This window comes from Stenotrophomonas ginsengisoli, from assembly GCF_001431485.1.
In the GTDB taxonomy this organism is placed as follows: domain Bacteria; phylum Pseudomonadota; class Gammaproteobacteria; order Xanthomonadales; family Xanthomonadaceae; genus Stenotrophomonas; species Stenotrophomonas ginsengisoli.
In genome coordinates, this window is record NZ_LDJM01000021.1 from 70911 (window position 1) to 84639 (window position 13729).

General features: G+C 66.3%; 12 protein-coding genes. 10 read left to right on the top strand and 2 right to left on the bottom strand.

Annotation, left to right across the window (positions count from 1 at the left end; translation table 11 throughout):
- Positions 1-4: 4 nt before the first annotated feature.
- From ABB30_RS08795 to ABB30_RS08825, 7 genes are all read left to right on the top strand, one after another.
- Positions 5-952 (top strand): type II secretion system F family protein, encoded by a 948-nt coding sequence (locus ABB30_RS08795; protein WP_057637928.1) that lies wholly within the window; start codon positions 5-7, stop codon positions 950-952.
- Positions 949-1806, top strand: coding sequence for a tetratricopeptide repeat protein (locus ABB30_RS08800; RefSeq protein ID WP_057637929.1), 858 nt, complete (start codon positions 949-951; stop codon positions 1804-1806). Before ABB30_RS08795 ends, ABB30_RS08800 begins: the two co-directional genes overlap by 4 nt.
- Positions 1803-2285: a DUF3613 domain-containing protein gene (locus tag ABB30_RS08805; protein WP_057637930.1), complete on the top strand. Its 483-nt coding sequence runs from the start codon at positions 1803-1805 to the stop codon at positions 2283-2285. The genes ABB30_RS08800 and ABB30_RS08805 overlap by 4 nt, the downstream gene beginning before the upstream one ends.
- A 20-nt stretch (positions 2286-2305) precedes the next feature.
- The gene (locus ABB30_RS08810) at positions 2306-4405 is read left to right on the top strand and encodes a TadG family pilus assembly protein (protein ID WP_152980655.1); all 2100 of its coding nucleotides are present in this window, start codon (positions 2306-2308) and stop codon (positions 4403-4405) included.
- A 174-nt stretch (positions 4406-4579) separates the two neighbouring features.
- Positions 4580-5254: a DUF2968 domain-containing protein gene (locus tag ABB30_RS08815; protein WP_057637932.1), complete on the top strand. Its 675-nt coding sequence runs from the start codon at positions 4580-4582 to the stop codon at positions 5252-5254.
- Positions 5255-5407: 153 nt separating this feature from the next.
- Positions 5408-6274, top strand: coding sequence for a tetratricopeptide repeat protein (locus ABB30_RS08820; protein WP_057637933.1), 867 nt, complete (start codon positions 5408-5410; stop codon positions 6272-6274).
- 126 nt (positions 6275-6400) lie between these two features.
- The gene (locus ABB30_RS08825; protein WP_057637934.1) at positions 6401-6853 is read left to right on the top strand and encodes a DUF4442 domain-containing protein; all 453 of its coding nucleotides are present in this window, start codon (positions 6401-6403) and stop codon (positions 6851-6853) included.
- Between the two features lie 62 nt (positions 6854-6915).
- On the opposite strand, the gene ABB30_RS08830 is transcribed toward ABB30_RS08825, so the two are convergent.
- Positions 6916-8289 (bottom strand): hypothetical protein, encoded by a 1374-nt coding sequence (locus ABB30_RS08830; RefSeq protein ID WP_152980656.1) that lies wholly within the window; start codon positions 8287-8289, stop codon positions 6916-6918.
- Between the two features lie 63 nt (positions 8290-8352).
- A complete protein-coding gene (locus ABB30_RS08835) occupies positions 8353-9717 on the bottom strand; it encodes a hypothetical protein (protein ID WP_152980657.1) in 1365 nt (454 codons plus the stop codon).
- Between the two features lie 220 nt (positions 9718-9937).
- Here ABB30_RS08835 and ABB30_RS08840 point away from each other — a divergent pair, with 220 nt between their 5' ends.
- The 3 genes from ABB30_RS08840 (at position 9938) to ABB30_RS08850 (ending at position 13647) form a co-directional block, all read left to right on the top strand.
- Entirely contained in the window at positions 9938-10615 is a 678-nt protein-coding gene (locus ABB30_RS08840) for a DUF502 domain-containing protein (RefSeq protein WP_057637937.1), read from the top strand.
- A 153-nt stretch (positions 10616-10768) separates the two neighbouring features.
- Positions 10769-12556 (top strand): DUF885 domain-containing protein, encoded by a 1788-nt coding sequence (locus tag ABB30_RS08845; RefSeq protein WP_425477392.1) that lies wholly within the window; start codon positions 10769-10771, stop codon positions 12554-12556.
- A gap of 5 nt (positions 12557-12561) precedes the next feature.
- Positions 12562-13647 carry a serine hydrolase domain-containing protein gene (locus ABB30_RS08850; RefSeq protein WP_057637939.1) on the top strand — a complete coding sequence of 362 codons (1086 nt, stop codon included), beginning with the start codon at positions 12562-12564 and terminating at the stop codon, positions 13645-13647.
- The last annotated feature ends 82 nt before the right edge of the window (positions 13648-13729 follow it).

The following is a 13729-nucleotide window of genomic DNA, read 5'->3' on the forward strand; positions in this document are numbered from 1 at the left end:
ACCCATGACAGCAATCTGGTCACTTTGCATCGGCGTATTGGCCCTGGCGCTGCTGGTGGCAGCCATCGGCCTGCTGGTGCGTGGCAGGCACAGCGAGAGTGCCGAAGCCGCCCTGAGCAATGCGGTCAAGCGCAGCCAGAACCAGGCCCCCGTCAGTGTCGATGCGACGCTGCCCTGGTGGAAGCGCATGGCCAACGAGCTTTCCCATTTCGGCCAGCAATTGGAAGGCAGCCGTGTGCAGCAGCTGCTGCTGGCCGAAGAAGACCGCATGCTGCTGGACCAGGCCGGTGTCGGCCACAGCCATGGCCAGGCGATCTTTCTTGGCGCGCGCCTGATGACCGCCCTGCTGCTGCCATTGCTGGTGGTGCTGTTTTCCGATGCCAGCGGCGTGCGCTGGCTGGTGATCCTGCTGGCGGCCATCGCCGCCGGATTGCTCCTGCCCAAATTCCTCCTGCGCGCCTGGGCCAAGCGCATCCAGAAGGCCGTGCATGACGAACTGCCGTTGTTCATCGACTTGCTGCGGTTGCTGCAGGGCGTGGGTTTTTCCATCGACCAGAGCCTGCAGATGCTGGGCGACAAGATGCGCCTTGCCCTGCCGGTGATCGGCCGCGAGCTGGAAATCGCCAACCTGGCCTACGGCCGCGGACGCAGTCGCGAGCAGTCATTGAACCGGCTGGCCGAGAGCTTCGACAACGAGGACATGCGCAGCCTGATCCAGATGATCGTGCAGGTTCATTCCCATGGTGGTGCGGTGCAGGAACCGTTGAAGAATTTCGGCATCCGCCTGCGCGAGAAGCGCCGCATGAACCTGAAGGAACAGGTCGGCAAGCTGTCGGTGAAGATGACCGTGGTGATGATGGTCACCCTGCTGCCGGCCCTGCTGCTGGTCCTGGCCGGCCCGGCCATCATTGCCCTGGCGGCGGCTGTCTCACAGATGGGGAGTACGTCATGAAGCACACACCGATCCTGCCCCGGCGCGCACGACAGCGGCTGCTGGCCACCACCCTGGCCGTGCTGTTGCCGGCTGCCGTTGCTGCCAGCGAGGCCGTGCAGCCACGCGAGCCGGCCATGTACCTGCAATTGATCGAGCAGATGCAGGCTCAAGGTGCCTGGTTTGCCTCCCTGGCCCATATCCAGGCCTATCGCCAGCAGCATGGCGACAGCCCGGCCCTGCAATTGCGCCTGGCCGATGCCCTGCGCCAGACCGAGCAGGACGAGCAGGCCGCCGAGATCTATCGCCGCCTCAACCGGGGGCCGACCCAGGCGGCCGCATCCCACGGCCTGGGCCTGATCGCCATGGCCCAAGGGCAGACCGCTCAAGCACTGGAGCATCTGGGAACTGCGGCCCGGCTGTCACCGTTGAAGGCGGATTATCTGGGCGACCTGGGCTATGCCCATCTGCTCGGTGGCAACTATCCGGCAGCGCGCGCCCCGCTGGCCCAGGCCGCCGAGCTCAATCCCGGCGATGGCCGCAGCATCGCCAACCTGGCGCTGTGGCAAATGCTGGTCGGCAACAACAGCGCCGCCGAACAGATCATGCGCCAGGCCCAGCTGCCGGCCAGCACCCAGCAGGCGGTGGCTGCCCAGGCCGTACGCCTGCGCCAGCAGCACCTGCCCGCCGCTGCGGTGCCGGCGGCAACAGACCACGGCCCCACCCTGCCCAATGCAGCCCCGGGCAGCACAGCCGGTGCGGCAATGCAGCTGGCACAGCAGCCAGTCAACCAGCCGCCTCGGGTGCAGCCACCGGTGTCGATGCTCGAACGTTTCGCCCCTTCCACCTCCAGCCAGCAGGGCAACACCCCATGAATGCCAACCGCACCGTCCTTGTCCTTGCCCTGATCAGCCTGTTCGGCAGCGCCCAGGCACAGCACAACCGCCTGGTCGATGCCCCGGCCGAAGTGGCGGTGGGCGCCGATGCCAGCCTGCAAGCGGCACGCCATGTGGAAGCCGAACACCTCAGCGAGGTCACCCTGGCCGCAGCCGGGGACAGCCCCGCCGCGACAGTGCCCGCGCACAGCCCGGCATACCCCGCAGACAACGCCATACCGGCAGCGGCGGGCAACGCACCGATGCCGGAGGTCCATCACCGGCAACCGCAGCGCATCGGCGATGCCACCCGAGGCCTGCTGCAGTTGCAAGCCAGCGGCCGTGCCGCCGCCCCGATGCTGCCCATGCTCGGTGAGCCGGCCAATGCGGCCTACAAGCGGCACCTGGACAGCTTCAGCCACCCGATTCCCGAGTTCTTCGATACCGCCGTACCGGCCACCACCGGCACGCCACAGTAATTCCAGCCAAGGAGATGGCCATGCACCTTCCAACGCGTTCGCCAGCAAAGCAGCAGGGTGCTGCCGCCATCACCATCATGTTGTGCATGCTGGGCCTGATCGCCATCCTCGGCCTGATCGAGGTCGGTTACCTGTACTGGGCCAAGCGTGATGTGCAGAAAATCGCCGATCTGGCCGCACTGGCCGGTGCCCAGCGCCTGGAGCTGTGCACCAGCGATCATGCCGACAACCAGGCTGCGCGCAGCAACGCCCTGGTGGACAACACCTTCGGCGGTGAGCTGAGCATCCGTTGCGGCCACTGGTCGGTGGCTACCGGGGCCGAAGCGGTGGTGGCCGTGGGCAGCGGCCGCAGCCTCAATGCGGTGCAGGTGCAGGCCAGCCGCGCGGCGCTGCCGTTGTTCGGCCAAGTACCCGGCGTACCGCGCCTGAGCGCGCGCGCCATTGCCCGCCGCAGCGAACCGGTGGCTGCCTTCTCGATCGGCTCGCGCCTGCTGGACATCACCAGCAATGGCCCGGTCCAGGGCCTGCTGCGGCTGGTCGGCGTTGACCTGAGCAATACCGAGATCGCCAGCTTCCGTGGCCTGGCCCAGGTCAAGGTCACCCCGCGTGGCCTGCTGCAGGCCTTGGGCATCCCGGTTACCGCCGACCTGTCGGTGGGCGATTTGAACAACCTGCTGGCCACCCACCAGGTCAGCGTGGGCAGCCTGGTCGATGCCGTGGTCGATATCGGCAACCAGCAGGGGGTGGCCAACATCGAGGTCGGCGTACTGCGCGCCAAGCTGGCCAGCCTGGGCATCAACAACCTGCGTCTGGCCCTGGGCTCGGCCAACGGGGTTGGCGGGCTGTTTGCCAATATCGCCGCCGGCGCCTCGGCCAATTCGGCCCTGGATGCCGACATCAACGCATTGAACCTGCTGATGACCAGCCTGCAGATTGCCAACAGCGAGCATGCCGTGTCCATTCCGCAGTTGAACCTGCTCGGCATCGAAGCCAAGGCCAGCGTGATCGAACCGCCATCCATCGCCATCGGTCCGATCGGCACCACCGCCTACACCAGCCAGGTCCGTCTGTTCCTGGACATCGACACCAACCGCATTCCGGCCCTGAACCTGGTGCTGGGCCTGCTCGGCGCGCGGGTCAAACTGCCGGTGTATGTGGACGTGGTGGATGGATTTGGCCGGCTCGCTGCGGTGGACTGCGCGTCCACCCCGCGCACCGCCACGGTGGATGTGACCTCCAGCGTGGCCAACATCTGCATCGGCAAGGCCATCACCCCGTGGGACAGCACCACCGAGCTGTGCAGCAGCGGCCTGGCCAACGAGGAGCTGGTGCGCCTGCTGGGCAAGACCGTGCTCAACCACAAGATCCACCTGCCCGCGCTCAGCGACACCGACAGCCTGACCCTGGCCGCCGGCCAGAGTGGCTCGGTGCAGCCCAATGCCCTGCGCATCGGCGACCTGCTCTCCAACCTGGTCAACACCCTGCTCGGCACCCTGGGCTCGCTGTTCCAACAACAGGGCGATCCGGCCGCCAATGCCAAGGAGCTGGCCGACCGCTACCTGCAGGCGACCAAGAAGAGTTCCGGTGCGTATGACCCGGAAGCGGTGATCACCGCCCTGCGTGACGGCAACAGCGCGCAGAACCTGCCGGCCCTGGGCAGCTGGACCACCGATATCCCGGTGTGCACGTCCTACGTGCTGGTCAGCAACTGCGTGATGCAGCCGGGCAATGTCTGGGATGGCTTCCGCCACTCGGTCACCATCAACGACGCCAGCCTGCTCGGCGGCCTGTTCGACGTGCTCGGCCTGAGTTCCTGCCAGGGCCTGCTGGCCGGTCTGCTGGCCTACAACACCTGCGTGCGCAACAACCTGGCCAGCTACCTGCAGACCAAGCCCGGCGGGCTGCAGGGCGGCAGCTATGACCCGGTCACCGGCAGCGGCAGCTGCAACACCGTGCTGTGCATCCTGCTCAAGCCGCTGCTGGAGGTATTGCGGCCGATCCTCAACGGCATCGGCCAATTGCTGAGCCAGCTGCTGAGCGAGGTGCTGGGCATCAACCTGGGGCGCAGCGTGGTGGAAATGCACTCCATCCAGTGCGGTGGTGCCGATCTGGTACGGTGATCACCCAGGGCCCTGCCGGCGGGCTTCCAGTGTGCCGGTATCTCCATGCTAGACTCGCTTGCGACCCGGCAGACAGCTGGGGGCACGCCAACGCAACCTCGGGGAAAACATAGCTCCATGATTCGGAACCTGACCGTTTCTGGCCGTTGGCGTCTGCCTCTGGCTGCCTGCGCAATGATGCTCAGCCTGACTGCCTGTGCCCACGATGCCTGGCGTGCCCAGGCACCGGTGACCACGGCCAGCCCTGCAACCCCGGCCAGCCCGGTTGTTGCCGGCAGCGCGATGAACAGCACCGTAGGCAACACCGCCGCGGAAATGCAGCGGCTGATGGCTGCCGGCAGCCTGAGCGAGATGCGCACCACCTACAACGGCCAGTACGGCGCCAGCCTGCTGTTCCATGCCGAATCGCTGTCCTATTACGTGGCCCTGTTCCACGACAAGCAGTTCTGGCGCGTGATCCGCACCGATCAGATCGACAATGCCGAATCGATGTACCGCGCCTTTGCCGAGCAGACCCAGCAGCTGGCCCAGGTCTACCTGGATACCCTGCGCCTGGATGCCGGCAAGCGTTACACCGAAAAGCTGGTGGCAATGAACGAAAACCGTCTGCAGGGCATGCAGCAGGAACTGGCCCAGCAGCAGCAACAGGCCACGGTGGTCAGCCAGGCCATCGCCGAGAACCGCCAGCAGGCAGCCAGCCTGTCCGGCGACCTGCGTGCGACCAACTCGCAGCTGGAAGCTTTGCAAAGCCAGATCCAGGCGCTGCAGGCCATCCAGTTGGACACCTCGCTCAAGCTGCCGGTGGCCGAGCCGGCCACTCCGCCGGGCCCGGCGGCCTCGGGCGAGTAATTTCCGCCCCGCTTTGCCCAGACAACCGCCGCCTGCCGGCGGTTGTTTGTTTTCATGCCAACCCGCACCGATACCGGCCCGGCAACAGAGGCTTGTAATGGCGCCCTTGCGCCACCATCTGCTGGGTATCCCGTTATCAGCCGAGCCGCATGCATGAGCCCGCAGCCCTACGTATTTGATGTCACCGCCGAAGGCTTCACCGCAGATGTTGCCCAGCAATCGGCCTCCGTTCCGGTACTGCTGAACTTCTACACCCCGCGCAGCTCGCACTGCATGGACCTGTTGCAGCTGTTGGAAAAGCTGGCCGCCGAATACAACGGTGCCTTTGTGCTGGGTCGTGTCGATGTGGACCAGCAGTACGAGCTGCGTACCGCCTTCCGCATCGATTCGGCACCGACCGTGTTCCTGATGGCCAATGGCGAGATCATCAACGGCTTCCCGGGCCTGGTGCCCGAGGAAATCGTGCGCCAGATGCTGGCCCAGCACGGCATCGTGCCGGCCGAGGCCACCACCGAAGACCTGGGCCAGATCGCCGAGGAAGTGGTGCTCAGCCCGGCCGAGCAGGTGCAGGCCGCGCGCGATGCGGTGGCCGCCGAGCCGGACAAGGAAGAACTGAAGCTGGACCTGGCCCTGGCCCTGCTCAAGACCGGCAGCACCGCCGAGGCCTCGGCCTTGATCGACGCCCTGCCGGCCAACCTGTCCACCGATGACCGCGCCGTGCGTGCCAAGGCTCGCCTGGATTTTGCTGCCGCACTGGCCGATGCTCCGGCACCGGCCGAGCTGGACGCGCGCATTGCCGCCGATGGCAAGGACCTGGCTGCCCGCCACCTGCGCGGTGTGCACCACCTGCTGGGCGGAGAGGACGAGGCCGCGCTGGAGCAGTTCATCGCCATGCTGGCCGCCGACCGCAGCTTTGCCGACGGCCTGCCGCGCAAGGCCTTGATCGACGCCTTCCGGGTGATCGAGGACGAGGAGCTGGTCAGCCGCTACCGCCGCAAGATGAGCTCGATCCTGTTCTGAGCCGCATCTGGCATCTGCAAGCCGCCCCGACAAAGCCCCGCCTGCGGGGCTTTGTCGTTGGTGACACATTCCGTACGGGGGCGGATGTTAAACTCGCTGATCCCCTTCCAGCGCCTGTTTCCCGCGATGAAAGCTTCGATCTTCCGCCACGGCATGAACCTGTGGCCGCCCTACCTGTTTGCCGGCATCCACGTCACTGCGATCAGCGATGACTACCGCCACATCCGGGTGGAACTGCGCCAGCGCTTCTGGAACGTCAACTACGTGCGCACGCACTTTGGCGGCAACCTGTTCTCGATGACCGACCCGTTCTGGATGCTGGCCCTGCTCAAGAACATGGGCCCGAAGTACTTCGTCTGGGACAAGGCCGGCAGCATCGATTTCGTCAAACCCGGCAAGGGCGTGGTGTTTACCGAATTCAAGCTGGACCAGGCCATGATCGACCAGCTCAAGGCCCAGGCCGCCGGTGGCGACAAGGTGCTGCACTGGTTCGAGAACGAGATCCTCGATGCCCGGGGCGACGTGGTGGCCCGCGTGCGCAAGCAGGTCTACATCCGGCTCAAGCCGGACCAGCGCTGAAGCCCTGCAGCAGACACAACAATGGCCGCAACAGCGGCCATTGTTTTTTCCTCGTAGGGCAATCAGGGCGATGCCGAACTGCCAACGGTTGCCGGCGGCCACCAGGCACTCGGCAGTGATACGCGCATCGGTGCAGCCGCTTGCGGCCCTTTGCGGTAATAGCGCGGGCCTACCTGCAAAGCCCGGCCATCAGTACTCAGGGTGATCGGCCGCTGTGCCGACACCAGACCGGCAGGCAGGTTCTGCAGCTGCTGCGCGATATCGTCAGGCGCCAACGCGGGCTGCTCACGCAGCCAGACCAGTGCACCCAACAAGCGCTGTTGTGCAGCCGCATCCTGGGCACGGTGCATGAACTCGGCATAGCCCGGCCCGGCCGCGCCGTTGCCGGTAAGCAGGCAGCCAACTGCATTGGCCGGGCATTCCATCTTCCACAGCGACCAGACACTGGCGTCGATCACAGCAGGTTGGTCCTGTGCCAATTGCTGCTGTATCGGCTCAAAACACCCTTGGGCCTGACCCGTGGCGATACGGTCCATGGTCTTGTCCACATTGAACAACCAGGAGCTGCCCGGCATGTCCATTTCATACTGGTAACTATCGGCCATCGCGGCGCCGCTGATCGCATAATCCATGCGCATCGCCCGGCACAGGCCCAGGTCCTGGGGCTGCAGTGGAACCAACGCGGCCGTGCAACTGGACGGCAATGCGTGCCCTGCGGGCAGCTCGGCCAACACCTGGCCCAGCATCTGAGTGTTGCCCACCAGCATGGCGTTACCGACCATGGCATGGATCAAGCTGTCGCTGCGGGTCAGCAGCATGCGTCCACTAGCCATGTCACGGCACAGGCCGGCCAGGGCCTGGTCGCTGTTGCCTTGCACATGCGCCAGAGCATGTGCGCTCAGGGAATCAAACAGCGCGCCCGTGGAATGCAGGTACGGCATCGACACATCGCCTGGATAGGGCGAGCGCACATGGCCGAAATCAGCCAGCTGCGCCACCCGCTGCAAGCGGGGCTGGCGTTGTGCCAGCGCCGCAGCCACCGCATCAGGTGCCTGGCGCACCTTGTCCAGACACTGCTCCGCCTGATGCCGCTCGCACAATACGTCGCTGCGCGGCCACGTGGTCGCTTGTCCGCCCAGCGCCGGCACGCCGGTCTGCTGCTGTTCCCCGGCAGCGCGCAGCCGGGCATTTTCCTGCTTCCACGCGGTAAACCGGCGCACCCGCTCATCCACCAGCGCCTGCCGCTGGGCCATGTCCAGGCCGTCATGGTCCAACGTTTCCAGCAGGGCCCAGGCGTTGGCCCCGGGCCAGTCCAGCGGCTGCTCCAGCGCCGCACGGGCCTGCTTCTGCATTTGCGAGGCAGGCCACAGGCGCGAGGCCAGCATCAGCAGGGCCACGGTAGCCAACAAGGCCAGCAACAGATAGACAATTCTCATCGCATTACGCATGACACTCCTTTGCTTGGTTCATCGCCGGCAGGCCGGCTGCAAAAACTGGCCTTACTGCACGGCGGCCTTATCTGCTGTAGGCAGCGGCAGCTGCAGCAGGTCGTTTCCTTCGCCTGTGTAATAACGCACTACCTCCAAGGCGGTGCCATCGGCATTGAGCTGCACCGGCCGATGTGCGCTGCGCAGCTCTTGCGGCAGTTGTGCCAGTTGCCGGGCCACATCCCCATCGCCCGGATGCTCGCGCAGCCACAACCAGGCACCGAGCAGGCGCTGGCTGGCGGCCACGTCCTGCATGCGTACGATGTACTTGTCATAAGCCGGCGCGGCGATGGCCGACAGCACGCAGCCGATGTAGTTGGTCGCGCATTCGATGTGCCATGGCGAACGCGCCTCTGCCGGTGCCAAGCCACCGTCCACTGGCAAGTCCTGGGCAATGCGTTGCTGCAATGGCATCTGGCAGGCAGCGCCCAAGCTGGCAGCCTGACGATTGAGGGTCTTGTCCAGGTCAAACAGCCAGCTGCCTACGGGATGTTCTGCCATGACAGTTGCATCGTGATGCCCATTAACAGCCGCATTCATCGCATATTGACCCTGCAGCGGGCGGCACAGGCTGATTGCCGCCGGCGGCAGTATCTCCAGGCCCGCCTTGCAGTTGGCAGGTGGGGTCACATCGGCAGGCAGCTCGGCCAGTACATGGGCCAGCAACTGGCCATTGGCCTGCAACCAACGCGCCCCGACCACGGTCAGAAACAGGTTGTCGCTCTGACTGGCCAGCATGCGGGCGCTGCCCATGTCACGGCACAGGCCCTCCAGTGCAGCAGCACTGTTGCCTTGGACGTGGGCCAGGGCATGGGCTGCCAGCGGCGTGGGCAACCTACCCATTGTATTCAGCATCGGCGAGTCGATATCCGCCACATAAGGCGAGCGCGCATGCTCAAAGTCGGCCAGCCCGGCGATATTGCGGATCAAGTCCGCGCGCGCCTGCATGTCGGCAGCCACGCCCTCCGGATTGGACCGCACCGTGGCCAGGCAGGTCTCAAGGCTGCCGTAACGGCAATACTCCAACGCCGGCAGCGCTGCCGGTGGCGCCACCGCAAGTTCCGGGACGGCGGGCACATCCTCGACCGCAGACCCATTGCCATATCGCTGCGCGGCCGTGGCCTTGGCCCAGAGCTCAAATGCCTGCACCCGCTCATCCACCAGCGCCTGCCGCTGGGCCATGTCCAACCCGTCATGGTCCAGGGTTTCCAGCAGGGCCCAGGCGTTGGCCCCGGGCCAGTCCAGCGGCTGCTCCAGCGCCGCACGCGCCTGCTTCTGCATGGCCGAGGCCGGCCAGAAGCGTGAGGCCAGCAAAAACAGGGCCAACAAGGCCAGCAAGCCAAGCAGTGCGGCGGCCATGCGTTTGAACATCGTCATCCTTTCCCCTTGATGCCGCCCTGCACGATCCAGCGTGCAAGGGTGAATGGCAGCTGATTATCTACAGGTGTTATACAACACCAGAACACCAATGCAAACCCGCGCCGTCACGCTTCCACTAAGCCCTGCACCTCACCGGCACCGGCATAAAGGGTGGGTCGCGACGGAAGATGAATGAGACCAAGCCGAATTCATCTTCACACCCCGATACAATGCGCGGATGTCGCCTGATGCAGCCTCCCCGCTCCCCCGCCCTTCCCTGCAGCGCCTGTTCCTGACCGGTCTGCTCACCCTGTTGCCGATCTGGCTGACCTGGGTGGTGGTGAAGTTTGTCTTCGTCCTGCTGTCCGGTTTGAGCCACCCCTTGGTGGTGCCGTTTTCCGAACGCGTGGCCGCTTCCTTCCCGCAGTCACTGGGCTGGTTCAAGGCCGAATGGGTGCAGGATGTGATCGGCCTGGTGGCCACCGTGCTGCTGATCATCTTTGTCGGTGCCCTCAGCCGCAGGGTGATCGGGCAGAAGCTGCTGGCCTGGACCGGCGCTCTGATCCAGCGCATCCCGCTGGCCAGCATCATCTATGACAGCGCCCGCAAGCTGCTGGACATCCTGCAGACCAAGCCGGGCAGCACCCAGCGCGTGGTGCTGATCGACTTTCCGCACCGTGACATGAAGTCGGTCGGCCTGGTGACCCGGGTCATCCGCGAGACCGGCACCGGCCGTGAACTGGCCGCCGTGTATGTGCCGACCACCCCCAACCCGACGTCCGGTTATCTGGAAATCGTGCCGGTGGAACTGCTCACCCCGACCGACTGGAGCGTGGACCAGGCGATGAGCTTCATCATCTCCGGCGGCGCGGTCGCCCCGGACACGGTGCCGTTCACCCGCGCCGGCGAACGCTGAACCCGGACAACCACACAGGCAGCACACCGATACCGGGCAGGCTGTCATTGCCCGCCCGGATCAGGCACTCTGCGGGAATACCTGTTCGTATGGTTGTTCCCCATGTCCGTAGCCCTGTTCCGTCCGCTGTTGCTTGCCCTGGGTGCCTGCCTGATGGTGCTGCCGGCGCTGCCGGTCGAAGCCCAACGCCGCAGCGCCAGCGCGCCGGCCGACACCGCCACCCGCCTCAACGCCCTGTACGCCGAGTACTGGGATGCGCTGATGAAGCTCGATCCCCTGCAGGCCACCCTGCAAGGCGATGCCCGCTACAACGACCAGCTGCCCAACACCCTGTCGCTGGCCTTCCGCCAGCAGTACATCGAGTTCAACCAGCACTGGCTGGCCCGCGCCGAAGCCATTGGCGATGCCGGCCTGCAGGGCCAGGACCTGCTCAGCTACCAGATCTTCGTGCGCGACACCCGCGCCGCCCTGGCCGGGCGTGACCACCCGGCGTGGATGCTGCCGGTCAACTCCTACTACAACCCGGCCACCATCATTGCCCTGCTCGGTTCCGGTGCCGGGGCCCAGCCGTTCACCACGGTCAGCGATTACCAGAACTGGTCCAAGCGTTCGCTGGGCGTGCCCACGCTGTTCAACCAGATGATCGACAACATGCGCCAGGGCATCGCCGCCGGCGTGGTGCAGCCGCGCGCATTGATGGAAAAAGTGCTGCCGCAGCTGGACGCGGTGCTGGCCGCCGGCAGCGCCCAGGACAGCCTGTTCTGGGGCCCGGTGCGCAACATGCCGGCCGATTTCAGCGACGCGGACCGCCAGCGCCTGACTGCCGAATACCAGCGCATGATCGACAACCGCCTGCTGCCGGCCTACCGCGCCCTGCGTGGCTTCATCGCCACCGAATACCTGCCGGCCACCCGCAGCAGCGATGGCCTGGGCGCCTTGCCCGGCGGCGCGGCCTGGTATGCCCACAACCTGCTGCAGTACACCACCATCAGCCAGCAGCCCGAGCAGCTGCACCAGCTGGCCAGTGAGGAAGTGAGCCGCCTGCAGGAGGTGATGACCACCACCATGCGCAGCCAGCGCATCCGCGGCCGCCGTGACCGTGCGGTCAAAGCGCTGTACAGCGACCGTGCCCATGTACTGCCCTCGGCCGATGCCTTGCTCCAGGCCTACCAGCAGACCCAGCGCGAGCTGGCCCCGGCCCTGGCCCCGGTGATGCCGGCACTGGAGCTGGCCCCGCTGCAGATCCAGCCGCTGGACCCGGGCCGTGCGCTCACCGCCAGCGCCGCCAGCTACCAGCCCCCGGCCGCCGCTGACCAGCCCGGCACCCTGTGGATCAACACCCACGACCTGGCCCAGCGCCCGCGTTGGGCGATCACCCAGCAGTACCTGCACGAGGCCATTCCCGGCCACCACCTGCAGCTGGGCCAGCGCCACAGCGGCCCGGCCCTGCCGCGTTTCCGCCGCCACACCGGCGACACCGCCTATGTCGAAGGCTGGGGCCTGTACGCCGAGGCCCTGGGCCAGCAGCTGGGCCTGTATGACAGCGCGGCCGAACAGCTGGGCTACCTGCACACCAATGTGGTGCGCACTGCCCGCATCGTCGCCGACACCGGCCTGCATGCCATGGGTTGGAACCGCCAGCAGGCGGCGCAGTACCTGATCAAGCAGGCCGACATGAGTGCGGCCGATGCCTCCCTGGAGGTGGAACGCTCGATGGCCATGCCCGGCCAGGCCTTGTCGGCACGCGCCGGCCAGTGGCAGCTTGAAAAGCTGCGCGAGCAGGCCAGCCTGGCGCTGGGTGAGCGCTTTGACCTGGCCGCCTTCCATGCCGAAGTGCTGCGCGACGGCTCGCTGCCGATGGATATCCTGCAGGCCAAGATCCAGCGTTGGATCGACAGCCAGTCCGCCACTTCCACCGCCCCCTCGACCACGACACCGTGAGCCCCATGCGCCTGTTCCTGCCTGCCCTGCTGTTGGCCGCCACAGCCACCATCACCCCGGCCCATGCCGGCACGCCCACTGCGGCCGATATCAGCGCCCGCCAGCAGGCCACCGACCGCCTGATGGCCGATTACCAGGGCCAGGTGCCCGGCGCCGCCCTGTTGGTGCTGCACGATGGCCAGCCGCTGTACGCCCGCGGCTACGGCCTGGCCTCGCTGGAGGACAACACCCCGGTCGATGCGCAGACCAACTTCCGCCTGGCCTCGGTGAGCAAGCAGTTCACCGCGATGGCCATCGTGCTGCTGGCCGCCGATGGCCGCCTGCAGCTGGATGACCCACTGGCACGCTGGCTACCCGGCCTGCCGCCGGCCACACGGGACATCACCCTGCGCCACCTGCTGGTGCATGCCAGCGGCCTGATCGATTACGAGGACGTGATGCCCGACGGCCTGCAGGGCCAGCTGCGCGATGCCGACGTGCTGGAAATCCTCAAGGGCCAGGACCGCACCTACTTCACCCCGGGCAGCAGCTACCGTTATTCCAACAGTGCCTATGCCCTGCTTGCCCTGGTGGTGGAAAAGGCCTCCGGCATGGCCTACCCGCAGTTCCTGCACGAGCGCATCTTCAGCCCGCTGGGCATGAACGCCAGCGTGGCCCGCACCGACGAAGGCCCGGCCGTGGCCCAGCGCGCCTGGGGCTACAGCCACATCGACGGCCAGTGGCAGCGCACCGACCAGAGCCCCACCTCGGCCGTGCTCGGCGATGGCGGCATCTATTCGTCCATCAGCGACCTGGCCCGCTGGGATGCGGCCCTGTACGACCAGCGCCTGCTGCCTGCCCAATGGCTGCAGCAGGTGTTCACCCCCGGCAACACCGTGCAGGGCGAAACCGATGTCAGCCACTACGGGCTGGGCGTGCGCCTGCAGGGGGAAATGGTCTGGCACAGCGGCGAGAGCATCGGTTTTCGCAACGTGCAGATCCGCTGGCCGCAGCGCAAGCTCAGCGTCATTGTGCTGAGCAACCGCAATGCCCCGGAGCCTTATGCCCTGGCCCGGCGCATCGCCGTGATCTGGGGCGCCCCGGCCCCCTGATTCTTGCTGCGCTGCATGATTTCCGTACGTGTGCGGATGTGCTTACATTCGCCTCGTTGCGATCCACATCGCCCACCACCAT